This window comes from Hominisplanchenecus sp. (genome assembly GCF_046967715.1).
In the GTDB taxonomy this organism is placed as follows: domain Bacteria; phylum Bacillota; class Clostridia; order Lachnospirales; family Lachnospiraceae; genus Hominisplanchenecus; species Hominisplanchenecus faecis.
Map to the genome: position 1 here is coordinate 13,823 of NZ_JBKVNQ010000023.1, position 24,053 is coordinate 37,875.

At 44.6% G+C, this 24,053-nt stretch carries 22 protein-coding genes; 3 read left to right on the forward strand and 19 right to left on the reverse strand.

The genetic code is table 11. From position 1 onward, the window contains the following. Positions 1-16: 16 nt before the first annotated feature. The 7 genes from ACLTL4_RS04920 to ACLTL4_RS04950 all read right to left on the reverse strand — a co-directional run bounded on the left by ACLTL4_RS04920 (position 17) and on the right by ACLTL4_RS04950 (position 11,023). Positions 17-1,219, reverse strand: coding sequence for a class I SAM-dependent rRNA methyltransferase (locus ACLTL4_RS04920; RefSeq protein WP_412290387.1), 1,203 nt, complete (start codon positions 1,217-1,219; stop codon positions 17-19). 17 nt (positions 1,220-1,236) lie between these two features. Next, complete coding sequence (locus tag ACLTL4_RS04925; protein WP_412290389.1) at positions 1,237-5,778, reverse strand: PolC-type DNA polymerase III; 4,542 nt, start codon at positions 5,776-5,778, stop codon at positions 1,237-1,239. After that, entirely contained in the window at positions 5,771-6,835 is a 1,065-nt protein-coding gene (gene ispG / locus ACLTL4_RS04930) for a flavodoxin-dependent (E)-4-hydroxy-3-methylbut-2-enyl-diphosphate synthase (protein WP_412290391.1), read from the reverse strand. Before ispG ends, ACLTL4_RS04925 begins: the two co-directional genes overlap by 8 nt. Before the next feature lie 73 nt (positions 6,836-6,908). Further along, entirely contained in the window at positions 6,909-7,403 is a 495-nt protein-coding gene (locus ACLTL4_RS04935; RefSeq protein ID WP_022118744.1) for a dihydrofolate reductase, read from the reverse strand. Between the two features lie 71 nt (positions 7,404-7,474). Next, positions 7,475-8,326: a thymidylate synthase gene (thyA, locus tag ACLTL4_RS04940; protein WP_412290393.1), complete on the reverse strand. Its 852-nt coding sequence runs from the start codon at positions 8,324-8,326 to the stop codon at positions 7,475-7,477. Between the two features lie 31 nt (positions 8,327-8,357). Next, on the reverse strand, positions 8,358-9,500 hold the full coding sequence (locus tag ACLTL4_RS04945) for a DHHW family protein (RefSeq protein WP_173865693.1): 1,143 nt from the start codon (positions 9,498-9,500) through the stop codon (positions 8,358-8,360). Between the two features lie 104 nt (positions 9,501-9,604). Beyond that, entirely contained in the window at positions 9,605-11,023 is a 1,419-nt protein-coding gene (locus ACLTL4_RS04950; RefSeq protein WP_412290395.1) for an MBOAT family O-acyltransferase, read from the reverse strand. Positions 11,024-11,146: 123 nt separating this feature from the next. On the opposite strand from ACLTL4_RS04950, the gene ACLTL4_RS04955 reads away from it, so the two are divergent. Both ACLTL4_RS04955 and ACLTL4_RS04960 read left to right on the forward strand, forming a co-directional pair. Continuing rightward, positions 11,147-12,133 carry a GDSL-type esterase/lipase family protein gene (locus ACLTL4_RS04955; RefSeq protein ID WP_250843390.1) on the forward strand — a complete coding sequence of 329 codons (987 nt, stop codon included), beginning with the start codon at positions 11,147-11,149 and terminating at the stop codon, positions 12,131-12,133. A gap of 136 nt (positions 12,134-12,269) precedes the next feature. Further along, positions 12,270-12,737 carry a DUF4358 domain-containing protein gene (locus ACLTL4_RS04960; protein ID WP_022118749.1) on the forward strand — a complete coding sequence of 156 codons (468 nt, stop codon included), beginning with the start codon at positions 12,270-12,272 and terminating at the stop codon, positions 12,735-12,737. Between the two features lie 262 nt (positions 12,738-12,999). Here the strand turns inward: ACLTL4_RS04960 and hydF are convergent, their stop codons facing one another. Together hydF and hydG are read right to left on the reverse strand one after the other, a co-directional pair. Further along, on the reverse strand, positions 13,000-14,247 hold the full coding sequence (gene hydF, locus ACLTL4_RS04965; RefSeq protein WP_412290397.1) for a [FeFe] hydrogenase H-cluster maturation GTPase HydF: 1,248 nt from the start codon (positions 14,245-14,247) through the stop codon (positions 13,000-13,002). A 27-nt stretch (positions 14,248-14,274) separates the two neighbouring features. Then, entirely contained in the window at positions 14,275-15,699 is a 1,425-nt protein-coding gene (hydG, locus tag ACLTL4_RS04970; protein ID WP_022118751.1) for a [FeFe] hydrogenase H-cluster radical SAM maturase HydG, read from the reverse strand. A gap of 454 nt (positions 15,700-16,153) precedes the next feature. Between hydG and ACLTL4_RS04975 the strand changes: the two genes are divergently transcribed. After that, complete coding sequence (locus ACLTL4_RS04975) at positions 16,154-16,891, forward strand: tRNA 2-thiocytidine biosynthesis TtcA family protein (protein ID WP_412290398.1); 738 nt, start codon at positions 16,154-16,156, stop codon at positions 16,889-16,891. On the opposite strand, the gene ACLTL4_RS04980 is transcribed toward ACLTL4_RS04975, so the two are convergent. The 10 genes from ACLTL4_RS04980 to ACLTL4_RS05025 form a co-directional block, all read right to left on the reverse strand. Then, positions 16,839-17,669, reverse strand: coding sequence for a PHP domain-containing protein (locus ACLTL4_RS04980; RefSeq protein WP_147631830.1), 831 nt, complete (start codon positions 17,667-17,669; stop codon positions 16,839-16,841). The genes ACLTL4_RS04975 and ACLTL4_RS04980 overlap by 53 nt on opposite strands. 62 nt (positions 17,670-17,731) lie before the next feature. Beyond that, positions 17,732-18,181, reverse strand: coding sequence for a hypothetical protein (locus ACLTL4_RS04985; RefSeq protein ID WP_412320295.1), 450 nt, complete (start codon positions 18,179-18,181; stop codon positions 17,732-17,734). A 295-nt stretch (positions 18,182-18,476) separates the two neighbouring features. Continuing rightward, positions 18,477-19,061 (reverse strand): 50S ribosomal protein L25, encoded by a 585-nt coding sequence (locus ACLTL4_RS04990; protein ID WP_022118755.1) that lies wholly within the window; start codon positions 19,059-19,061, stop codon positions 18,477-18,479. A gap of 199 nt (positions 19,062-19,260) precedes the next feature. Beyond that, positions 19,261-20,406 carry an MGDG synthase family glycosyltransferase gene (locus ACLTL4_RS04995; protein ID WP_412290401.1) on the reverse strand — a complete coding sequence of 382 codons (1,146 nt, stop codon included), beginning with the start codon at positions 20,404-20,406 and terminating at the stop codon, positions 19,261-19,263. Next, entirely contained in the window at positions 20,381-20,974 is a 594-nt protein-coding gene (locus ACLTL4_RS05000; protein ID WP_147631828.1) for a glycerol-3-phosphate acyltransferase, read from the reverse strand. The genes ACLTL4_RS04995 and ACLTL4_RS05000 overlap by 26 nt, the downstream gene beginning before the upstream one ends. Before the next feature lie 26 nt (positions 20,975-21,000). Beyond that, complete coding sequence (locus ACLTL4_RS05005) at positions 21,001-21,681, reverse strand: hypothetical protein (RefSeq protein ID WP_147631827.1); 681 nt, start codon at positions 21,679-21,681, stop codon at positions 21,001-21,003. Between the two features lie 221 nt (positions 21,682-21,902). Beyond that, a complete protein-coding gene (locus ACLTL4_RS05010) occupies positions 21,903-22,118 on the reverse strand; it encodes a hypothetical protein (protein WP_147631826.1) in 216 nt (71 codons plus the stop codon). Positions 22,119-22,345: 227 nt separating this feature from the next. Then, positions 22,346-22,759, reverse strand: a complete 414-nt coding sequence (locus ACLTL4_RS05015) for a hypothetical protein (RefSeq protein WP_412320296.1) — start codon at positions 22,757-22,759, stop codon at positions 22,346-22,348. 67 nt (positions 22,760-22,826) lie between these two features. Continuing rightward, on the reverse strand, positions 22,827-23,255 hold the full coding sequence (locus ACLTL4_RS05020) for a hypothetical protein (RefSeq protein ID WP_055219100.1): 429 nt from the start codon (positions 23,253-23,255) through the stop codon (positions 22,827-22,829). Positions 23,256-23,514: 259 nt separating this feature from the next. Next, entirely contained in the window at positions 23,515-23,931 is a 417-nt protein-coding gene (locus ACLTL4_RS05025) for a helix-turn-helix domain-containing protein (RefSeq protein ID WP_412320297.1), read from the reverse strand. Positions 23,932-24,053: the final 122 nt, after the last annotated feature.

The window sequence follows — 24,053 nt, forward strand, 5'->3', positions numbered from 1 at the left end:
TGACTATTTTACAAAATCACTTCTCATCCACCACCTGGAACACATAAAACTTCAGATAATAGGACTCTTCTGCCGCCCACAAAATCGGGTGATCCGGTGCCTGGGTGCGGTACTCGACCTGACGCAGGCGTTTGTGGACATTTCTTGCCGCCTGATGGATGGTCTGTGTGAACAGTTCATAGGTCATAAAGTGTGAGCAGGAACATGTTGCCAGGAAACCTCCGTCACGCACCAATTTCATCGCACGCAGGTTGATCTCACGGTAGCCTTTCACGGCATTTTTCACGGAATTTCTGGACTTGGTGAAAGCCGGCGGATCGAGGATGACCACATCGAATTTCTCCCCTTTTTCTTCCAGTTCCGGGAGAAGCTCAAAGACATCTCGGCAGATAAATTTCACGCGGTCCTCCATGCCGTTTAACTTGGAGTTCAGTATTGCCTGCTCTACGGCAAGTTCAGAAGCATCAACTCCGGTCACTTCTTTTGCCCCGCCGTATCCGGCATTTAAGGCAAAGGATCCGGTGTGTGTAAAGCAGTCGAGCACTTTTGCATCTTTGCAGAGATGCTGGATCGCTTTTCGGTTGTATTTCTGATCGAGGAAGAATCCTGTTTTCTGTCCGTCTTTGATATCGACCATGTAGCGGACACCGTTTTCTTCGATCTCCACGTTGGTATCAAACGATTCTCCGATAAATCCCTTGTACAGCTCCATGCCTTCCTGACGGCGTACTTTTGCATCGCTTCGCTCATAGACACCGCGGATCTTGATGCCGTCTGCTGCCAGGACTTCTTTTAGCAGCTCCACGATCTGATCTTTCAGGCGGTCAATGCCAAGTGCCAGGGACTGTACGACCAGCACATCGGAAAATTTATCTATCACCAGTCCCGGCAGAAAGTCTGCCTCGCCGAAGATCACACGGCAGCTTCCGGTATCGCTGACTTTTTTGCGGTAATCCCATGCCTCCTGCACACGCATCTTCAGAAATGCCTCATCAATCTCCTGATGACGGTTTCTTGTCATCATCCGCACACGGATTTTGGAATTGCGGTTGATAAAGCCTTTGCCAAGTCCGTAGCCGTCAAAATCATGTACTGCCACGATATCTCCGTCCTCAAAGCTTCCGAGGATACTTGCGATCTCATTGTCAAAGATCCACAGTCCTCCTGATTTCAACATTCTTCCTTCGCCCTTTTTCAGGGTAACGATTGCTTCGCTCATTCTTTTTTTCTCCTTATCTATCCTACCAGGTCAAACAGCGACAGCTGGTTGCTCTCTGGCAGATCGCCCAGAATTCCCAGATCATCCATCAGGTCGATGACTGTCTTGCTGACTTTTGTCCGGTCTCTGAAATCATCTTTTGATAAAAATTTTCCTTCTTTTGCCGCATCCATAACGGCATCCGCAGCCTTCTCTCCAAGACCTTCGATCGTACTTAACGCCGGCATCAACTTACCGTCGATGATCTTAAAACGTCTCGCATCTGCCTGATAGAGATCGAGTGGCATAAAATCATAACCTCTGGCATACATTTCCTGCACGATCTTCATGTCTTTCATGGAATCCTGCTCTTTTTTGGAGAGTGCATCGCCTTTTTTGCGATATTCGTCCATGTAGTGAAGCAGTTTTTCCTGTCCCTGACACATCAGCTCATAGCTGAATGCAGAAGCTCGTATACTGAAATATGCCGCATAATATGCCAGCGGATAAAAAATCTTGTACCAGGCAATGCGGAATGCCATCATAACATAAGCTGCCGCATGTGCTTTCGGGAACATGTATTTGATCTTTTTGCACGACCAGATATACCAGTCCGGCACATCGTGTGCCAGCATCTCCTCTTCCCACTCCGGTTTCAGTCCTTTCCCCTTTCGCACGCTCTCCATGATCGTGAAGGACTGCTCGCTGTCCAGCCCTTTTCCGATCAGATAAGTCATGATGTCATCTCGTGTACAGATTGCCGTGGAAATGGTTGCCTTGCCTTCTTCGATCAGGGTCTGTGCATTTCCAAGCCATACGTCTGTTCCATGGGACAGACCGGAAATGCGGACCAGATCTGAAAAGCTCTGCGGTTTGGTATCCACAAGCATCTGGATAACGAAATCGGTTCCAAACTCCGGAATACCAAGCGAACCGAGCGGACATCCTCCAAGCTGCTCCGGTGTAACGCCAAGTGCCTCCGTGCTGACAAAAAGCGACATGACTTCTTTATTGTCCAGCGGAATGTCCTGTGCATTGATGTCTGTTAAATCCTCCAGCATACGGATCATCGTCGGATCATCGTGTCCGAGAATATCGAGCTTCAAGAGGTTGTGGTCGATGGAATGGTAGTCAAAATGTGTCGTTATAATATCCGTTGTCATATCGTTTGCCGGGTGCTGCACCGGTGTGAACGAATCAATCTCCTCGCCAAGAGGCAGAACGATAATACCGCCCGGATGCTGCCCCGTTGTCCTTCGCACGCCGGTACATCCTTTTACGATACGGTTGATCTCGCAGGTACGCTTCCGCTCGCCGCGTTCTTCGTAATAATTTTTCACGTAACCAAATGCCGTCTTCTCGGCAAGCGTACCGATTGTTCCGGCACGGTAAGTCTGGCCTTTTCCGAAAATAACCTCGGTATAGCGGTGAGCATTTCCCTGATAATCACCGGAGAAATTCAGGTCGATATCCGGCTCTTTGTTTCCCTTAAATCCAAGGAATGTTTCAAATGGAATATCAAATCCTTCTTTTCGAAGCTTCGCTCCGCAGACCGGGCAGGTCTTATCCGGCATGTCACATCCGGCTCTTCCTGCATAGGCTTTCACATCCTCGGAATCAAAATCGCTGTAGTGGCATTTCTCACAATAATAATGCGGACGCAGCGGATTTACCTCGGTGATCCCCGCCATCGTCGCTACGAACGAAGATCCGACCGAACCTCGTGATCCTACCAGATAGCCGTCCTCGTTCGACTTCCACACCAGTTTCTGTGCGATGATGTACATAACGGCAAACCCATTGGAAATGATGGAGTTCAACTCTCTCTCCAGTCGCTCGACAACGACTTCCGGAAGATCCTCGCCATAAATCTCATGGGCACGGTTGTAGCAGATCTCACGCAGACTTTTGTCCGAATCCGGGATGACCGGCGGACATTTATCTGGTCTTACCGGCGATATTTTTTCGCACATATCGGCGATCTTGTTCGGGTTTGTGATCACGACCTCTTCTGCTTTTTCACTGCCAAGATATTCAAACTCTTTGAGCATCTCTTCTGTGGTACGCAGGTAAAGCGGTGCCTGTTCGTCGGCATCGGTAAATCCTTTGCCCGCCATAATAATGCGGCGGTAAACTTCATCCTCCGGATTTAAGAAATGCACATCGCAGGTCGCCACGACCATTTTGTTGAACTGTTCTCCGAGTTTTACGATCTTGCGGTTGATCTCCTGAAGATCTTCGATCGTCTCCACATCGGTCTTGTCGCTTCGAAGCATAAAAGCATTGTTGCCGATCGGCTGGATCTCCAGATAATCATAGAAATTGACCAGCCTTGCGATCTCCTGATCCGAGCGATGGTTTAACACAGCCTGATACAGTTCGCCCGCTTCACAGGCAGAACCAAGCAATAGTCCCTCTCTGTGACGCACAAATTCGCTCTTCGGGATCAGCGGTCTTCGGTTATAATATTTCAAATGTGAACAGGAAACCAGGCGGTAGAGATTGATACGTCCAAGATCGTTTGTCGCCAGCAAAATTGCATGGTGCGACGGACTCTTGCGGATCTTATCCACGGAAGTACGCCCCAGCTCATTGACTCCATCCAGCGTTGTAATATCTCTCTGCTGAAGCATTTCAATAAATTTCACAAAAATCTCTGCCGTACATCCGGCATCATCAACGGCTCGATGATGGTTCTCCAGTGATACTTTCAGTGCCTTTGCAACCGTATCCAGCTTAAAACGGTTCAGCTGCGGCATCAACACTCTTGCAAGTGCTACGGTATCGACAACCGTAAATTCTTTTTCAATGCCCTGCCGTTTGCAGTTTGCTTCGATAAATCCCATGTCAAACGATGCATTGTGTGCGACCATCACGCATCCTTCCGAAAATTCCAGGAACTTCGGCAGGATTTCTTCGATTGTCGGAGCGTCGAGCACCATGTTGTCGTTGATGCTGGTCAGCTCCTCGATCCGATACGGGATCGGCACTTCCGGGTTGACAAAGGTGCTGAATTTATCCGTGATCTTACCATTTACCACTTTGACGGCACCGATCTCGATGATCTTGTTTGCCACCGTACTGAAACCGGTTGTCTCCAGGTCGAAGACTACATAGGCATCCTCCAGGCTTTGATTTCTGGAATTGACAACGAGGTCCTGCAGGTCATCCACCAGATAAGCCTCACATCCGTAAATAATCTTAAAGTCCTCATCCGGCGAAACCGCGTGGTTCGCATCCGGGAAAGCCTGCACAACACCGTGATCTGTGATGGCGATCGCCTTATGTCCCCAGGATTTTGCCCGGTTTATGATGTCTTTTACATCGGAAACGCCATCCATATCACTCATTTTTGTGTGACAGTGCAGTTCCACACGTTTCTCCGGCCAGGTGTCCACCCTCTGTTTGCGGAAATCCTGGATTTTTTTGATACCAAACACCGAACCGATACTGAGCTGTCCGTCAAACCGGTCGATTGTCGTCACGCCGCGGATTTTCAGAAACGCACCGGTTTTGATATCTTTTAAAATCTCCGGCACCTGCTCTGTCTGTGCAAAAATCTTGATCACAATGGTATCTGTAAAGTCGGTCACTTCCATCATAATAATTGTTTTATTATTACGGATGTCACGCGTCTCCAGCGTCTGTACCTGTCCGCGGATCGTCACTTCACCCATCTCTCCCTGGATCTGCTCGATCGCCAGAGATTCACTTTCAAAGTCACGTCCGTAAAGCACATCCGGATTGTCCGAGCGACGCACGCTGCGAGATCCGTCTCCTCTGGAAAATCCGGAACGGAATCCTCCTTTTCCCTGGAAATTTCCTCTGCTTTTTGGCATATCTGCTGCTTGTTTCTCGACTTTTTTCTCGCTCTTTCCGTCGTTTTTCTTTTCCGGTTTTGCTTTTTCTTTTTTCGCCGTTTCTGTCTTTTCTTCCGCTTTTGCAGCCTCCACCTGTCCGTTTTCTTCCGGCAGATTCTGAGGCTCTTCCGGATTACCAAGCACGGCATTTTGCAGGATCGCATCGACTTCCTGCTGAATACGCAGCTCGCTGTTTTTATGCGACTTGCTCTCCACCGGCTCTTTGAAAACAGTCTGCACCTTAAAATGCATGCCGCAGCGTTCGCAGAAAATTTTCTCCAAGATCTGCAAAAGCTCTTCAAGACGCTCTTCCGCTATCACATTCTTTTCGATGGTCAGCGTCATCTCATCGTCCGCTGTGAAAGTACATTCTGCCTGACGCAGGATGCTGTAAAGGAAGATATTATAATCTCTGATTTCAGATAGAATACTGCTCTCATACTCCTGCATCAGCGTTCTTGGCGTATATTGTCTGGATAACTGAAATTTGACAATGATCTTTACGTCCATCGATGCATTGCCAAAAATCTGTCTTCGTATCTCATGCTCCGTATCCTGCACGGACTGCCAGTACAGAAGCCTCGGGCTTTCCAGATATACCCTCATTCTGTCTCTTGCAGAAGTGACGGTTACTCTCGTAACCGTCGCCTGAGAAAGTAATCCTCTTAAGTTATCATTTACCTTTAAAGTCGGAAATACATCAAAAAACTCTTTAGGCATGAATCTCATTCCAGTGAAGAAGCTCTTCTCTGAGAGCATCCAGAAGTTCACTCTCAGGCACTTTCTTCACCACTTCCCCCTTCCTGATCAAAAGACCTTCGCCTTTTCCGCCGGCGATCCCGATATCCGCTTCTTTCGCTTCGCCAGGTCCGTTTACCACGCAGCCCATGACCGCAACTTTGATATCCAGTGGAATATCTTCTACCATATTTTCAACTTTGTTTGCCAGACCGATCAGATCGATCTGTGTACGTCCGCAGGTCGGACAGGACACAACCTCAATGCCTCCTTTTCGCAGCCCCAGCGTACGCAGGATCAGCTTGGCAGATTTGATCTCTTCTTTCGGGTCTCCGGTCAGAGATACACGGATCGTATCACCGATGCCCTGCGAAAGAATGATACCAAGTCCGACAGCGGATTTGATGTTTCCGGATAAAACTGTTCCGGACTCTGTGATACCGACATGGAGCGGATGACCGGTCTTTGGTGCGATCAGCTCATGTGCTTTTGCACACATCAGTACATCGGAAGATTTGATGCTGATGACCAGATTGTCATAGCCCATATCTTCGATCATATGCACCTTATCCAGGGCACTCTCCACGATCCCTTCTGCCGTCACGCCGCCGTATTTTTTCACCAGGTCTTTTTCCAGAGAACCACTGTTTACACCGACACGAATCGGAATGTTTCGCTCTTTGGCCGCATCAACTACAGCCTGCACACGCTCCCTGCTGCCGATATTTCCCGGATTGATGCGGATCTTGTCGGCACCGTTTTCGATCGCTGCGATCGCCAGTTTATAGTCAAAATGAATATCCGCTACCAGTGGGATCGTAATCTGCTTTTTGATCTCTTTCAATGCACTCGCAGCTTCCTGTGTCGGAACTGCACATCTTATAATATCGCATCCTGCTGCAGTCAAAGACTGGATCTGTGCCACAGTTGCCCGCACATCTTCTGTTTTTGTATTTGTCATAGACTGGATCAGGATCGGATTTCCGCCTCCGATCACCCGGTTGCCGATCTTTACCACTTTTGTATGTTCTCTGTACATAAATCAGACCTCCCTAATGTCAGCAAAGCTGACCAAAATCGCATACCAAGTCTCACGTATGTTCGACTTGACTTCACTGTACCTGTTTTTCATATTTCACAAAATAATATTCCAGATCAAAATACGTCTGCTCATCGCTCGTCGCCGTGATTTTCCATTCTTCCTTCTCATCCAAATTTGGAAAATAAGCATCAGCCTCATATGCATGGTCAATCTTTGTCATATGAGCCGTATCGCAGTATGGAAGCATCTGACGGTAGATCTGCTCTCCGCCGATCACATAGACATCCTCACTGTCATATTTTTTCAGCTCTTCCAGCACTTCCTCGACACTGTGCACGATGATGGCACCTTTGACCTGATAATTCTGATTTTTTGTCAGGACAATGTTAACTCTGTTTTTGAGCGGCAGTCCGTTCGGAAAACTCTCCAGTGTCTTTCTGCCCATCACAACTACTTTTCCGGTTGTCATCTGACGGAACATCTTCATATCGTTCGGAATACTGACCAGCAGTTCATTGTTCTTGCCGATCGCCCAGTTCTTATCCACAGCAGCAATCAAATTCATCTTACTTATCCTCCTCTTTTCTCATTCTTTACACTTTTTTATCCGGTAAATGTATTCTGTCATGCCAGCTTTTACACTGCAACCGGTATATGTTTGATCTGCGGTCCGGTTACGTAATCTTCTACATGCAGATCATCCACGGTAAATTCATAGAAATCTTTTTTCTCCGGGTTCAGCCATACTTTCGGAGCCGGATGCTCTTCTCTTGTGATCAGTTCCTTGATCAGCGGAATATGTCGGTCATAAATATGGGCATCTGCGATCACATGCACCAGCTCGCCGACGTACATATCACACACCTGTGCCAGCATATGCACAAGCAGGGCATACTGTGCCACATTCCAGTTGTTTGCCGTCAGCACATCGTTCGATCTCTGGTTTAAAATGGCATTGAGCGTCAGCTTATCCTCGCCCTTTTTCTGTGTCACATTGAACGTCATGCTGTAGGCACAAGGATAAAGATTCATCTCATGCAGATCCTGATGCACATAAATATTGGTCATGATCCGGCGGCTGTACGGATTATTCTTCAGATCGTAGATTACACGGTCCACCTGATCCATCTCGCCTTCTTTGTACTGATGCTTCACGCCGAGCTGATAGCCGTAAGCCTTTCCGATCGAGCCGTCCTCATCTGCCCATGCGTCCCAGATGTGAGAATTCAGGTCATGCACATTGTTGGACTTTTTCTGCCAGATCCACAGAAGTTCATCAAACGCACTTTTCAATGCCGTTCTTCGAAGCGTCAGTGCCGGAAATTCTTTTCGCAGATCGTAACGGTTAACCACGCCGAATTTCTTGATCGTGTACGCCGACTCATTCGTGTCCTCCCAGACCGGACGCACCTTTTCTCCTTCTGTGCTCACTCCGTTATCCAGAATATCTCTGCACATTCCCTTAAATACTTTATCTGCATAGCTCATGCCATTTCCTCCTGTCTTTTTTACCCCGTTTTCAGTTTCCAAGTTTGATCAGACTGTTGTCCTCTGCAAATCCGGCCGCATTATACAGAAACAGAACATCCGTATAATCGCCCTTTTCCATATATTCTTTGAGACTTTCGCTGTAATAGCGAAGATCCACAAAATCGACTTCTTTAAAATCATGCAGCGTAAACGGAATAAAACAGTGTGCGTAAGAATCCTGCACGACCAGAAGCTTCCGTTTGCTCTTGCTGTCTGTCTTTACTTCCACCAGACTCTGATTTCCGCCAAAATAAACGCTGTATTTGTCTCTTATTTTCAGATAATCATACTGATAAATATCATCTGCCGTCTCGTTTTTCGCCACATAATTTACCTGATATTTTTCCTTTTTCTTCGGAATATAAACATGAATCGTATCGCTGCGGTTGCGTCCGCCGACCTTGGCATCAACCGTGCCGAAGAATCCATCTGTGAGCGTCTTCTTTTTATAATCAGACAGTGCAAGCGGAGAAAGTCCCTTTTCTTCTGCCCATGCCGCATACACATAATATGCTGCTTCCGTGGTCCAGTGGTGGTCTGTGCGGTAATAAAGCTGAATATTCTTATGCTCACGCAGAACACTTCCGCTGTCAAACCAGGTGCCTTCCGGCATTGCATCCGCAACTTTCTGAAGGTAGACTTCTTCATCGTACGGAGATGCATATTTCGGCAGATGATCTCTCAGAATGTCCACTGCATTCGGCACAACCATCGCTGTTGCATGGTCTTTGCCGTATGTTTCCACACACGTTTCCATGAAATTCTTCAGGTAACCGATATTGGCATTTGCACTCGGTGCCGTAAAGCTTTTGGAATGTGCCTCGATCAGATAATCATCGTCTGCAAAATATATATCCTTGCTCTCTGTTTTAAAAGTTGCCTTCTCGATCGCAGTCTTTGCACTGATCCAGCCATCCCGCATCGGGAACTGATCCGTCAGATACGTTTCAAAATCTTTTTCAAATTTTCCGGAAAAGCAGCTTTCAACCGATGCTTCCGGCATCTGTGCCAGTGCTCTGTTCTCCCTCTCCGAAAATTCTCTGGAAGGCGTGACCATCGTCCAGATTGTCATTCCGAAGACCATGCACAGAAACACAGCGATCACTGCTATATTCTGCTTTTTTGTAGTCATATATTCTCTCCATTCTGTTTCCCTGTTTAAAGATGTTATGTTAATGTACAAAGATGCCTACGAATTGTTCCGTACTTCGTACTCTCACAATTCTATAAACATCATTAAAATCTAAAATATAAAAACGGATTGTACGTTGCATCTACCAGATAAGCGACTGACACAAAGAAGATCACCGCATAAAATGCAATGTAGATCACATTTTCCGCCCAGGTCCGCTTTCTGCCGCCAAGCACAACGCCGGCTGCTTTCTTTGGCAACATCGTCGAACCGAGGATCGCCAGAACAAACAGGACGGCATAATTACCAAGCAGGTAAAGTGTCTCGTTATTCCACAGGCCCTGTCTGAATCCGCCAAACATGGCTTTCAGATACGAGATCCCATATGCCATATCTTCGCATTTGAAAATGATCCAGCCGATCACCACAAAAAACATGGTGTAAATCCGCTGAATGATTCCAGGAAGACGGTTCAGCACCTTTTTCAGCACCAGCTTTTCGATCAGCAGAAGTGCTCCGTAGTAGCAGCCCCAGAGAACATAATTCCAGTTCGCCCCGTGCCAGATTCCGGTCAGCATCCAGACAACCAGAATGTTGCGGATCTGCTTTGCGATCTTGCAGCGGTTGCCGCCAAGCGGAATGTAAACGTATTCTTTAAACCAGGAACTTAAGGAAATATGCCATCTTCTCCAGAATTCCGTGATACTCTTTGAAATATACGGATAATTGAAGTTCTCAAGGAAATGGAAACCGAACATCTTTCCAAGCCCGATCGCCATATCCGAATATCCGGAGAAATCAAAGTATATCTGGAACGTATAAGCCAGTGCCCCAAGCCATGCCGTACCTGCTGCCAGTCCATCGACCGGAAGTACTGCAATGGCATCCCAGAGTGCACCGATGTTGTTCGCGATCAGGACTTTTTTGCCAAGTCCGATCATAAAACGATGAATACCTTCTGAAAAATCGGAAGTATTTTCCTTTCTGTGCTCCATCTGCTCTGCGATCGTCTTGTACTGCACGATCGGTCCTGCGATCAACTGCGGAAACATAGAAACATAAGTGCCATACTTGATCCAGTTTTTCTGAACCTCCGTGCTTCCCTTGTATACATCAATCGTGTATGACATTGTCTGAAACGTAAAAAAAGAAATACCGATCGGCAGCGGTATCCCAAGCAGTGGTATTCCCGCACCGGTTAATGTATTGACCGTCCCGATGAGGAAGTCCGCATATTTAAAAAATCCAAGGATGGAAAGATCCACAAGGATTGAAGTCATAAGAAAACGCTTCGCCTTTTTTTGATTGCCTTCCTTTTTCGCTTTGTCGATCCCTTTTCCGATGAAGAAATCCATGGTAATCGTAAAAAGCATCAGAAATACATACTTCGGTTCGCCCCACGCATAAAAAAACAGGCTGAAGAGCAACAGAATGACATTCCGAAGCTTTCGCGGTGCTATATAGTAGAGGATCAGTACTGCCGGCAGAAACCGGAACAGAAACAACAGACTGCTGAAAACCATAATTAAAAACTCCCGTCTAAAAAAACTATTTACAATTATCGGGTTTATTATATAATATAGGAGGAGAAAAGACAATATTATTATTTTACAATACTTTATACTTTAAGATTAAGAGGGGACATTATGGTACAGCAGAAAAGACGAAAGCCGCGTAAAACCGCCCGCTTTCTTAATATGCTCCTGCTTGTCTTTGCGTTTTTAGTTGTTTTTGAAGGTCGTCTGATCATCAATATCGCTTCCAAAGGCGGCATAAACAAGCAGGTAGATGAGCAACTCAACAAAATATTCTCTTCCAGTGATTTTCAGAATCAGGACGAAGCTACGGCAGAAAGTGAGACTTCATCGGAAACCGCTTCCAAATATCCTGCCAACGTCACACCATTTGTAAACGGAGCCGGATCTACCTCCACTTCTTCCGTTACTGTGGACGACAGATGCATTGTAAAAAAACAGGCAACGCCGGTGGATGATTCTTACTTTTCTGATGCTGTATTTATCGGTGATTCCAGAGTCGAGGGATTCCATATGCAGTCCGGCATTACGCAGGGAACGTTCCTGACCGGTGTCGGCATGAACTGCACGGATATTTTTGAGACACCGTACATATCTACTGCCAGTGGAAATGTAACCGTAATGCAGGCACTGAAAAACAATTCTTTCAAAAAAATGTACATCATGATCGGTACCAACGACCTTGGTTATCCGGATTTTGAAGAATTCCGCAAGAATTATACAAAATGTCTTGCAGAACTCCGCAAACTGATGCCGAATGCCATTTTTTATGTCAGTGCCGTGCCATACGTGGAGGAAGCCAAAGTTCAGACCGGCGACTATGTAAACAACACTAACATTGACACGGTCAACCAGATTATCCTTGAAATCTGCAGTGCCAATGGTTATTATTATCTGAATCCAAACGAAGTGTTATCCAACGGAAACGGTGCACTTGCCGCCGATGCTACCAGCGACGGTATCCATATGTATCCGGAATACTGTGCAAAATGGCTGGATTATCTGCACACGCATTATGTGACAGCTGACAGCAGTTCCAGTGATTCTGAAAGCGAAACTGCATCTGAGAGTGAAACTGCTTCCGGTGCTTCTCTGTAACCTGGCAGAGCATACAGAAATCATGTTTCCGAAACGGTATGATTTTTTCAGCTTGTCCGTTTTCGGAACATTATTTGAGGCAGATGAAAGTCTGTTCTCACATTAATAAAACATAAAGCAAAGGAGATTAGAAACCATGAAAAAACTCATCACACTTCTTGTGACCATCGCTATGATCGGTGTCATGCTGACCGGATGCGGCGGTTCCGGCAAAGAAGTCACAGCAGACCCTGCAAAACTTGCAGAAGATCTTTCCAAAACAGCAAGCGGAGACACCCTTTCTTCTATTTCCGAAGATATCCTGGCTTCCACTTACCTGGTAGACACTTCCAAAATTGATTCCTGTGCTGCTTACGTCGGTACCGGTGCTACTGCATGCGAAGCTGTTGTCATCAAATGCAGCGACAGCTCTTATGTTTCAGAAGTAAAAGGACTTTTTGAAACACGTGTAAAAAATCAGTCCGATCTTTACTCTTCCTACAACGCAGATGAAGTAAAGAACCTGGACAATGCGATCATCAAGACTTCCGGAAACTACGCTGTTCTGTGTGTTACCAACGACACCGCAGCAGCTGAGAAAGTGCTCAAAGAAGCAGGTTTCTAAATCATACCTCAAATGTGCACAGAAAAATATATCATGTGATGTATAGACGTGCACCTCACAGTAAGTATGCCAGATACATTCTTAAACAGGTATACGGTATTTACAGGTAAAAAACAACAAGAAGCAGGGATCTCAGATCGAGAAACCTGCTTCTTGTGTAGAATGTGCAGTGATTCTAAGAAGAATATGTCAGCTTTCGCTGACCAGAATCACGCACCAAGTCTCACGTGCGTTCGACTTGAAAAAATACTTATCTCTATTACTATAGTGTTTTCCATATTTCCGGAAAAACTTCCACACTTCTTTTCAAAATCCCATTCATATAAGCGATCGCCACGCCATAATTGGTGATTGGAATACCAGCATCCTGTGCACAGGCGATCCGGTATTTCATTTCCCGCTCGTTGAGCATGCAGCCGCCGCAGTGAATGATCATTCTGTATTCTGACAGATCCATCGGAAACTCCGTGCCGCTTGTAAAATGAAACTCTATCTCCTGCCCGGTGTGTTTGCGAATCCAGTTCGGAAGCTTCTCTGTCCCGATGTCACCACACTGGCGATGATGCGTACATCCCTCACAGATCAGCACTTTATCACCATTTTTCAGATGATCCAGAGCTTTTGCTCCACGTACCTGTACTTCCAGCTCGCCTTTGTAGCGTGCAAAAAGAATGGAAAATGAAGTCAACATTACATCTGACGGTATTTCTTTTGCCACTTTGCCAAACACCTGACTGTCCGTGATTACAAGCTTTGGCTTTTTTCCGAGATTCTGAAGCGTATCCCAAAGCTCATCGTCTCTTACCACAACCGCTGTTGCACCTGCTTCCAGCACGCCGCGAATTGTCTGCTGTTGCGGCAGGATCAGCCTGCCTTTCGGAGCCGCCTTATCAATCGGCACAACTAGGACTGCAAAATCTCCCATCTCAAGCAGATCTTCTACCAAAGGATATTCTGGCTTTTTCTGTTCTATTCCGGAAGCAATCTTTTCTTTCAGTTCACGGATCTGAAGATTTTTTGCAGCACTGACCCACAATACCGGAATCTTCTGTCCTCTCACAGATGCAGCATTTTCTGCTCTCTCTTTGAACTGCTGCCCTTTTTGACACTCTTCCAGCAGATCCGCCTTATTCATGACAAGGATACAGGGTATCTGCTTTTTTTCGATCTGCTTCAGTAATTTCTGCTCTTCTTCTGTAATCCCCTCAACTGCACTGCACACAAGGAGTACAATATCTGTCTTATTTAACACCTGATAACTTTTCTTTACGCGAAGCTTTCCAAGCTCACCTTCATCATCGATTCCCGGCGTGTCGATCACTACCACCGGACCTAACGGCAGAAGCTCCATCGCTTTATAAACCGGATCTGTCGTTGTCCCGGAAACATCGGATACGATTGCCAGATTCTGTCCGGTCAGTGCATTGATCAGGCTTGATTTTCCGGCATTTCGTTTGCCGAAAATCCCGATATGGATACGTTCTGACGCCGGCGTTGCATTCAGACTCATAGGCTTCTTCCTCCCGACACTCTTGCATTAAAAACGAAAATCTCTCTGACCGTCTTCAATCTCTTTTAAGTGGTACTCCAGTATCTCTCTTGTCTTTTCTCTTGGTACATTCGGAATCTCTTTCTCGATCAGTTTCAGACCGATTTTTCTGGTATCTTCTGATGCATAATCCATCAGATATTCTTTTAATGTCATCAATGCATTCGGATGACAGCAGTTCTGGATCTGACCGCTCTTGCACAGGCTCATAAAACGGTCTCCCGTTCTTCCTTCGCGATAACATGCGGTACAGAAACTCGGAATATAACCAAGGTGCATCAGCCAGTTTACAACCTCATCCAGGGATCGATTATCACTGACATCAAACTGTGCAGAATTATCATCTTCCGCTTCCGGTTCTACATAACCGCCAACGCTCGTTCTGGAACCGCCGCTGATCTGTGATACACCAAGATGCAGCACCCGTTCACGACAGGCCTGACTTTCTCTCGTAGAGACGATCATGCCGGTGTACGGAACAGAAATACGGATACATGCCACAATCTTTGCAAACGTATCATCGTCAATGCCATTATCAAAGGTTTCCGGATCAATGTCATCGGCTCTGCGGATACGCGGCACGCTGATCGTATGCGGTCCCACACCATGTACCGCCTCAAGGTGTTCTGCGTGCATCAGAAGCCCTGCAAATTCATAACGGTACAATTCCAGCCCAAACAGTACACCGATGCCTACATCGTCAATCCCCCCCTCCATGGCACGGTCCATCGCCTCAGTATGGTAAGCGTAATTGTGCTTCGGTCCGGTCGGATGCAGTTTTTCATAACTTTCTTTATGATAGGTCTCCTGAAAAAGAATATAAGTTCCGATTCCTGCCTCTTTCAGTTTCCGGTAATTTTCCACCGTTGTCGCAGCAATGTTTACATTCACTCGGCGGATCGCTCCGTTTTTATGTTTGATGCTGTAAATCGTCTTGATACTTTCCAGCACATATTCGATCGGATTGTTGACCGGATCCTCCCCTGTCTCCAGTGCCAGACGCTTATGCCCCATATCCTGGAGTGCGATCACTTCTTTTCGGATCTCTTCCTGTGTCAGCTTTTTGCGGCTGATATGCTTATTCTTTGCATGATATGGACAGTATACGCATCCATTCACACAATAATTTGATAAATACAGCGGTGCGAACATAACAATTCGATTGCCGTAAAAATCCTTCTTGATCTGCTCTGCAAGAGCGTAGATCTCCTGATTTTTCTCCTCGATATCACAGTCCAGAAGCACCATCGCCTCCCTGTGTTCCAGTCCCTTTCTCTTTTTTGCTTTCTCAAGGATCTGAGCGATCAGAGCTTCATTATGCTTATTTTCTTCCGCATAGCGAAGCGTCTCAAGAATCTCCTCGTGATTGATAAATTCTTCCGCTTTTTTTGATTCTCTGTCATACTGACACATTTTCATCTCCTGCCTTTCTTCTCCATAGTCTGACACATTCCCCAGGCTTTTTATCATTTAGCAGAACCTGTCGATATAAAAATGGATGCATCCATTTTTTCTCCATTTGTTCCCTGATTTATTTTATTATACCGACTCTGGATATGAATTGCAATCGTTGACTTTTTCTCATTTATAAGGTATGGTTTTGTTATTCTATGATGCCAGAATTTTGAAAGTGAGAAGTACAGAACAATCCTTTCTACGCTCCGCTTCGGTCGGTGCTAAACATGTGCCACTGGCACATAGCACCCCAGTATTCGCATATCGTGGGATTATCATCCCACTTTTATGCTCATATAGGGGCGGGTCCCAAGGTCTTTCATCCACCTATGAGCAAGCTCATGTGGATTTAGACCTTTTGACCCTGGCATCATATCATATTATTTCAGTCGAATATTGAAGGAGTATAGCTATGAAATATCAGAAATTATTAAGTCTCACCCGTCAGGCAGTCGATACTTACCAGATGATCGACGAAGGCGACCACATCGCAGTCGGCATTTCCGGAGGAAAAGACAGCCTGACGCTTCTGTGTGCACTCTATGGCCTGAAACGCTTTTATCCGAAAGCGTTTGATCTGACTGCCATCACCGTGAACCTTGGTTTCCAGAATCTTGATTTGGAGCCAATCAAAAGAATGTGCCGGACGCTTGAAATTCCCTATAAAATCGTGGATACACAGATTGCCCGGATCATTTTTGAAGAACGCCGTGAAAACAACCCATGTTCTTTGTGTGCTAAAATGAGAAAAGGCGCTCTCAATGCTGCCATCAAAGAACTTGGCTGCAATAAGATCGCCTACGCACATCATAAGGATGATGTGATCGAGACTATGCTTCTGTCTCTTCTTTATGAAGGACGCTTTTACTCGTTCCCACCGAAAACATATTTAGATCAAATGGATCTGACTGTGATCCGTCCGCTGTTTTTTGTCGATGAAGCGGATGTGATCGGATTCTGGCATAAATATCAGCTCCCGGTTGCCAAAAGTCCCTGTCCGGCTGACGGACATACACGCCGCGAGTACAGCAAACGGCTTCTGCGTCAGTTGAACCTGGAAAATCCTGGTGTCAAAAACCGGATGTTTACTGCCATTCTCAATGCGGAACTTTCTGACTGGCCGGATCGTATAATCCCTGACCGCCACTGATGGAAAGCGGAAGATATTTTCGCTGCTTTCTGCGTTTGTTGTATTTGGCAAAACCGGCCACTTTGTTGTAGACCCAGAAAGAATACAACAGCAGATCGTTCGCCTTGCCGATTTTTTCTTTGGTCGTACCATGATAATACGTGCCGCCTGCCTTGATCGGTGCTCTGCGTTTCACTTGCTCGATCAGATCGGATTCTGTATGGATCGGTTCACGAAATTCTGTATATGCCGTTCCAATGCAGTCCGCTTTGTGAGAATCACTGCCGCCAAACTCTGCCAGAAAGTACTTTCTGGCCGCCTTCTTTGCTTCCTGATTCCGTTCTTCCACTTCACAGGAATTGTATGCCTCAAGGAAATCAAACTCCTGCATGATCTTCGGATTTCGCTGATATTTCTTAGAACTTCCAAAACTTAAATATTTCTCTCCAAACGGATGTGCCGGTCCGAGAATTCCTCCGTAAGCATGTACGACCCTGGTCAGCAATTCTACCGGCATCCCCCGCATTTCCAAAATACGCGGCTTTACACCTTCCGGCAGAATTACCAGAAAATGTCCTGCATTGTTTGTATCATACTCAATTCCCTTCAGCACTACGAAGTCCGTATACTTTTTTCCTTTGATGTGATCTCTCCAGTATCTGTAACCATTATAAGAATTATGATCAGATACCAACATTCCCTGATAACCTTTTTCCTTCAAAATGCGAATATATTCTTCAATTTCGACTTTTCCATCCAAAGATCCCTCTTTTGTATGGCAATGCATATCAAATTTCACAAGAAACTCCTTCCTGAAACGCTCTTTGTACTGAAAAACCATATTCACAGAACGCTGGTTTTTCAGCTTCTTGCCTGTCTGCGACGTGCATGACGTTCCTTCTGTTCATCTGCTTCTCTTTTTCTGTGACTTTTTTTCTCTCTCTTATCTTTTCCCTTTTCTTCTGTGACATCCGATGTCTCTGAAATATTTTCTGCCGGTTTTTCAAGCAGAAAAACACTGTAGCCTGCTGCCAGTGCCGCAAGTGATGAAACCGGATATACCCACCATTCTTCCCGGTGCAGCAGCGTCTTTATAACAAAAAACATCAGTACTGCACAGACCAGAAACAGCCCCGCCCGGTAAAACCGAAAAGCCATTATACCCAGGATCACCGCACAGACTGCACCGATTCCGAGACACAGGCTCACATTTGCGAACAGTACACGGCTCAGCTGATATCCGACAACCATTCCCGTACATGCTGCTATTACACAGAACAGCAGCTTTCGAAATCCCTGAAATATGTTCATTGTATGTTTTATTCCTCCGTTCTTCTGACACTTCCCTTTTCTCTTGATTGAATAAGCTTCCCATTTCTATATCACAGCAGAAAATCCATCCAACCGAAATTTTTGTTTTCTACTATTCTTCTCCTGCTAAGAGTATAGCACAGCTGCCTGCTTTTTGCTACCTCAATCCCTCAAAAAGCATCTGGACTCTTTTCCCTTCTTTTTCAAGCAAAAAACATCCGTTCTTTCCTCAGATTTTCTCTGATTCTTAAGAACGGATGCCTTTCGCTTTTTATTTCTTATACCACTTTTTATTTTATTCTTCTGCTGTCTCTTCTGTCTCTGTCTCCGGTACAACATTATGTACGGCTGTTACCGTTGCCACAACTGCTTCCGGATCGGTTGACAGATCAATCTCTTTATCTTTTGCAATCTCCAGATCCTTTACACGGATCGTATCGCCGACTTTCATATTTCCAACATCTACTTTTACTTTATCAACCAGTGCTGCCGGCAATGCTTTGTATGCGATCTCACTTAAACCTTCCTGTACAACACCGCTTGCAACTTTCTCTGCATTTACCAGAATGACTTCTGCAACGGAATGAACTTTTTCATTGCTTACCAGAGCCTGGAAATCAATCTCATCCACTCTTCTTGCCATTGCATTGTACTGAATGTCTTTGATCAGGGCATCATACTGTTTGCCGTCTACTTCCAGCATAACCTGACTACCTTTGTTATCTACTTTGAGCAACTGCTCTACATCTTTCTTACTCAGCTTCAGCATGATAGAATTTTCTATCTCTCTGCCAAATAAGTTACCAGTAACAAATCCTTCTCTTCTTAGTTTCTTTGCTTTTTCATCTGTGCTTCTTTTTTCAGCTTTTAAAGTATTCATTTATCTTTTCCTCCAAAAATCTGATTTCTTAGCAGCCTTCAACAAAGAGGTTTTGTTAAGTTCTTTCTTGTTACGCCTATATTATAATCGTTATATAACAAAACGATTAACCAAAAATCAAATTCTTTTCGGCTCTTATTTGTGCATTTTTTTCATATTTTCTGTAAAGCGGACATTCACAATCCGCTTCGCTACTTGCTCACCGCTTAGTGCTCTGCACACTTGAAGCGGGGGAATGGTTCTCTGCGTTCAAAAAATAGTACAATTCTTCGGAAGCATCCGGATTTATTTCTCTTTTCTGAGCCTCCAGCATCCGTTTTACTTTTTTTTCATCGTGGATCAGACGCACACCGCTTGCCACCTGACCAATCGCTGTCTTTCCGGAAACGCTCATTCCAAGCATCCGGAAAAATCTCCTGTTTTCCGTCTCACATCCCGGAATCGGCCGGATATGCACGATTGGGATACCACTGACTGCCGCTTCGGTAGAAGTCAGTCCTCCCGGTTTCGTAAAGATCACATCACAGGCTTTCAGATAAAGAGGCATCTTTTTTGTGTAACCGACAAGCCTTACCTCTTTTCTGTTTTTATATTTCTGCTGAAGCTTTTTCTTTAACTTTTGGTTGCTTCCACAGATGACCACAAGATTTTCCTTTTTGCTTCGCATTGCCAGCAAAAGTTCCAGGATATGCACGATTGCTTTTGTTCCCATACTTCCTGCCGCCAGCAGAAAATATTTCTTTTCCTGCTCCAGTCCAAGCATATCGCGTGCCTGTTCTCTGGAAATATCCTCCCGGCACTGCCTGGATACCGGAATACCAAACGCTTTCAGTTTATATGCCGGAATTCCTCTTTTTATGATCTCCGGATGCAGTTTTTTATGCGGTGTAATATAATAGTCACAGTCGGTTTCTTCCCAGAACGGGATACAGGTGTAGTCTGTCATCACGGCCACCGTAAGCGGCAAAGCAAACCCATTTCTTCGCATATAAGTAATCGTTTCTGCCGGATAAAGATGTGGCATAACGATCGCATCCACCGGATTTTCCTGAAGATATTCTTCCAGATAGTGTGCCATTCTGGCATTTGCATAATACACCGGAGATTTTTTCATCAGTCGACTTACCACCATTCCAAGTTTATACGCCACGCCAAACATGGCCGGTGCTTTTTTAACAACCTTCACATAACCATCCCCGACCAGTTTCGATACTCCATTTCCGGCAAGAGACAGATAATCCAGCACTTCTGCACAGTCACCATGCTCACGGATTGCTTCTGCGATCGCCTGTGCCGCCGCATTATGTCCGCCGCCTGTATTACAGGATAAGATTAGCACTTTCATTTGATTTCTCCTCCATCAGATGATGCTTATAGATCACAATACACGAAATCAGGACACATCCTAAAAGAATCGCAGGTATGGGAACCAGAGACAGGCAGCCGACACAAAAACAGCCAAAAGTCACAATTGAACGTCTGCGATGTGAACGGATCTTAAAAACCACCGAAAATAAGATATAAAAAAACGCCAGCAAAAGCACCGGTTTCCAGATTGGAAACAACGCCAGCAGTACCCCAAAAGAAACTGCAATTCCCTTTCCACCTTTTCTTCCGTGAAAAATTGAGAAGGCATGTCCAAACACCGGTGCCGCCATCACAAGAGCAAAGATCAGCTCCTCTGTACTATAATTCTGACGATACAGTATCACCGGCAAATATCCCTTGCCCATATCCGCCAGCAATGTCAGAATCCCGCACCAGAATCCGCCAAACACAAATGCATTATACGTTCCCGGATTTTCATCCTCTGCAAGTTTTCTGATATCAACGCCCTTCAACAGCCATGTGATGCGATATCCAAACAACATGCTCCCCAAAAAATATCCAAGAAAAACATATGCCAGTTGCATCCTTCTTTTCCTCCAGCCTCTTTTTCTTATTCGAAAGGCAGTTCAAAAGAAATATCGCTTTCCATATCTTCCGAATATCCCTCTAACTCCTGTTCGTATTTCTGCAGAGCTTCCGTAACTGCCATCCGCTCTTTTTCCTTTCCGTTTACAAGATACAGATCAGCCGCCGCCATAAACAGAATATCATTCTCATCTGTACAAGGCGTATCTTCTGAAATATATTTTCTTACAACGTCCTCCGCCCCTTCCAGATCTTTCAGGGTCATTTTTGCGTACACAAGAGCTGTTGCAGCCATCTCATGCTGATCTTCTGCATACCATTTCTCACAGAATTTCAGTGCTTCTTCCTTTTTATCTTCCGCAGCCAGAGCTGAAGCGATCCGAAACTTCAAATCCCCCGGATATACTTCCTGCCACTGGAACAGATTCAACAGTTCCTCACATCTTTCCATTAATTTTTCATGTTCTTCCCTTGCATCCAGCTCGTCCAGATAATCCTCGATCCAGTCTGCCACACCATACGCAAAATCCGTAGCATCATCCATTTTCAGGATCTCAGCTGCATACTGCGGATCTTTTTCTCTTCCCTGTGCAACAAGTTGTTTGAAGACTTCATAAGCCTCATCCCACTGAGGACAGTTATCCTCCAGCTCACTCATATAACAAATTTCCGTCAATTTATCAAATTTTTTCCATAATTGCTTCATTTTCTTCTCCTGTTCTTTTTCATAGTTTGTTTTTATGTTTTATTCACGTTTCCATTTTCTTCATTTTACACATACAGTATTTTTACGTCAAGAATATTCGCCGTATATTTCTTAACAAATCTATCTCTCATTTTACTTTTATCTCTCATCTTCCTGCAAGGCGATTTTTATCAGCATAAGTATAAAAATAGCACGCATCTCTGCGTACTATACTCCTTTAATCAAATACAGTTATTTTCATAAATTCTATCATATACTTTCTGAGCTTCTCGTCCAAACTCATTGTAATCATAATAATCTGGTGGTGCAAATCCTTTTCTATCAATACAATCCCCAATAGCATCCAATATTTGTCTGACCTTCCCCTGAAGAATCCATTTATCAATATCTGTTATATTATTTTCTAAAAAAATCCTGTCTCTATCACTTAAAATCATTTTCCTCTAATGCTGGCATTTCCTAAATAAAATTGTTTAAATAAACTATATCAATATAAAACAAAAAGTCCCAAATTTTGGGACTTTTGGGCTGCCGCAGACCGGAATCGAACCGTTTTAGATAACGACAAATACTGAAAGAAAGGGGCTTTGAAGACTTCATCAAGTCTGCGGTGTTCAAAAAGTGTTCAAACGCCTGTCACTCACAAACTGGAATTTTCCGAAGTTTACTTTATACTGTTAAATACTATAAATTCATCCCACAATTCATCATAATTGTCAAACTCATAATATCTGTCTGCAACTTTAAAATATTTACCTGGACTAATTGTCAGCGTTTCATCTGTCGCAAGATGGATAGTATAATAAGAAACAGCACCACTTGATAATGCTTTGTTTTCGTCTACTTCGTCACCAAGTTTTACTTGATTCAACAAATTTATAAACTCGATAACTTCATCATCTGAAAAAGAATACGAATAATCACCGTCTTTCCCGCCTGTAGTTCCTGTATGTTCTATTTGTTTGATTTCCGACGCCTCAATGCTCTCCAAGTCCTTATTCACATCTTGTTTTCCGCATCCTAACAATGTACCTATAAGTGAAATAAGTATGAGTAAAACTATTCCAATTTTTTTCATTTACATAACCCTCCATTTACATTTCAGTTTGACAACTTCCAGCCCGACAAGCTGGAAGTTGTTAGCTTCAATATCCCCATGTAAGCAGTTTCCAATCTCCGCCTTCTGTACGAGCAAGCCACCATTGCCAATCTGTATATTCTTCATCCGCATTCCATGCTCCACCACCATTTTTCGGCGAATGAAAATTACTTTTAAACATAATACACTGTGTAAAATCTGGGCTTAGATTTTGACCTTTTGCCAACTCATTCATCCAAGCAATATTCTCTTCATTCACTTCATCATCAGAAGAATAGAAAATATCGTGTAATTCACATCCTTCCCATGTGGAGAACTCTTCTTTAATTAACTCGATAGCAGCATTCATATCTTCTTCTGAATAGATAGACGATGACCCATAATTGATTTTAGCATCCGATACAGGTTTTACTCCACATCCAACTAATCCGCAAAAACAAACCATAAACAGTAAAAGTGTCACTATCTTTTTCATATATACCTCCTCAAATTCAAATTTGCTTAACTATTATTTAGTATAAATCATATATGTTCAACGCACAAGAAAAAAGTATGCAAGACTTTCACATCTCCACATACCCTTTTCCGCACTGTACCGACTTTAAGCATAGTCTACCGTCCATATTCCCTTGTTCGTGTTTTTCTGCTAACCAGCGTCCCGCAGGGTGCCCAGAGCGACGGTTCCTAACAGGGCGACGGGTCGGCTGGGCAAGCGGTCGGCTTAGAAATCATTCCTATCCTGCAACATACTTCATATTTGATTCTCTCCGCCCCTCATATTTCTCTTTTGCTAAGAGTTTGTCGAGGAACTCCGACACTTCTTCCATATCATCACTGTCTATTAAATCCAGTTTCATCAGCACGTCAAGGTCGGTCTGGTTCTTCGGCTGGACAGAAACAGGCTGTGACATATCCACCACCACTTTCAATGGCTTTTTCTTATTTGCCGTTTCAATATCCGTAGTCAATCCCATAACATGGCTTTTACTCACTCCAAATATCTGTGACAGCTTTTCCCAGATAGATTCATCTCTTGGCGTTCCATTTCCGTTTTCGTAGTTTGTCAGCATACTCTGCGAGATTCCCAGTTCTTTTGCCAGTTCTGCAACCGTGATATTCTTTTCTTTCCGCAATTCTTTGATTTTGTTCATGTTGAGCGTCCTCCTTTCTAAGCACATTATATTTCATCAATTTTCCCTTGTCAATCTCTTTATCGGATATTCGGATATTTCCTATTGACATTTCGTTTGGTTTGTTTTATTATATGATTATC

What these genes read in the sequence shown, in the direction of transcription:
- ACLTL4_RS04920 (WP_412290387.1), bottom strand. Translation starts at nt 1,219, where the DNA reads ATGAGCGAAGCAATCGTTACCCTGAAAAAGGGCGAAGGAAGAATGTTG.
- ACLTL4_RS04925 (WP_412290389.1), bottom strand. Translation starts at nt 5,778, where the DNA reads ATGCCTAAAGAGTTTTTTGATGTATTTCCGACTTTAAAGGTAAATGAT.
- ispG (WP_412290391.1), bottom strand. Translation starts at nt 6,835, where the DNA reads ATGTACAGAGAACATACAAAAGTGGTAAAGATCGGCAACCGGGTGATC.
- ACLTL4_RS04935 (WP_022118744.1), bottom strand. Translation starts at nt 7,403, where the DNA reads ATGAATTTGATTGCTGCTGTGGATAAGAACTGGGCGATCGGCAAGAAC.
- thyA (WP_412290393.1), bottom strand. Translation starts at nt 8,326, where the DNA reads ATGAGCTATGCAGATAAAGTATTTAAGGGAATGTGCAGAGATATTCTG.
- ACLTL4_RS04945 (WP_173865693.1), bottom strand. Translation starts at nt 9,500, where the DNA reads ATGACTACAAAAAAGCAGAATATAGCAGTGATCGCTGTGTTTCTGTGC.
- ACLTL4_RS04950 (WP_412290395.1), bottom strand. Translation starts at nt 11,023, where the DNA reads ATGGTTTTCAGCAGTCTGTTGTTTCTGTTCCGGTTTCTGCCGGCAGTA.
- ACLTL4_RS04955 (WP_250843390.1), top strand. Translation starts at nt 11,147, where the DNA reads ATGGTACAGCAGAAAAGACGAAAGCCGCGTAAAACCGCCCGCTTTCTT.
- ACLTL4_RS04960 (WP_022118749.1), top strand. Translation starts at nt 12,270, where the DNA reads ATGAAAAAACTCATCACACTTCTTGTGACCATCGCTATGATCGGTGTC.
- hydF (WP_412290397.1), bottom strand. Translation starts at nt 14,247, where the DNA reads ATGAGTCTGAATGCAACGCCGGCGTCAGAACGTATCCATATCGGGATT.
- hydG (WP_022118751.1), bottom strand. Translation starts at nt 15,699, where the DNA reads ATGTGTCAGTATGACAGAGAATCAAAAAAAGCGGAAGAATTTATCAAT.
- ACLTL4_RS04975 (WP_412290398.1), top strand. Translation starts at nt 16,154, where the DNA reads ATGAAATATCAGAAATTATTAAGTCTCACCCGTCAGGCAGTCGATACT.
- ACLTL4_RS04985 (WP_412320295.1), bottom strand. Translation starts at nt 18,181, where the DNA reads ATGAACATATTTCAGGGATTTCGAAAGCTGCTGTTCTGTGTAATAGCA.
- ACLTL4_RS04990 (WP_022118755.1), bottom strand. Translation starts at nt 19,061, where the DNA reads ATGAATACTTTAAAAGCTGAAAAAAGAAGCACAGATGAAAAAGCAAAG.
- ACLTL4_RS04995 (WP_412290401.1), bottom strand. Translation starts at nt 20,406, where the DNA reads ATGAAAGTGCTAATCTTATCCTGTAATACAGGCGGCGGACATAATGCG.
- ACLTL4_RS05000 (WP_147631828.1), bottom strand. Translation starts at nt 20,974, where the DNA reads ATGCAACTGGCATATGTTTTTCTTGGATATTTTTTGGGGAGCATGTTG.
- ACLTL4_RS05005 (WP_147631827.1), bottom strand. Translation starts at nt 21,681, where the DNA reads ATGAAGCAATTATGGAAAAAATTTGATAAATTGACGGAAATTTGTTAT.
- ACLTL4_RS05010 (WP_147631826.1), bottom strand. Translation starts at nt 22,118, where the DNA reads ATGATTTTAAGTGATAGAGACAGGATTTTTTTAGAAAATAATATAACA.
- ACLTL4_RS05015 (WP_412320296.1), bottom strand. Translation starts at nt 22,759, where the DNA reads ATGAAAAAAATTGGAATAGTTTTACTCATACTTATTTCACTTATAGGT.
- ACLTL4_RS05020 (WP_055219100.1), bottom strand. Translation starts at nt 23,255, where the DNA reads ATGAAAAAGATAGTGACACTTTTACTGTTTATGGTTTGTTTTTGCGGA.
- ACLTL4_RS05025 (WP_412320297.1), bottom strand. Translation starts at nt 23,931, where the DNA reads ATGAACAAAATCAAAGAATTGCGGAAAGAAAAGAATATCACGGTTGCA.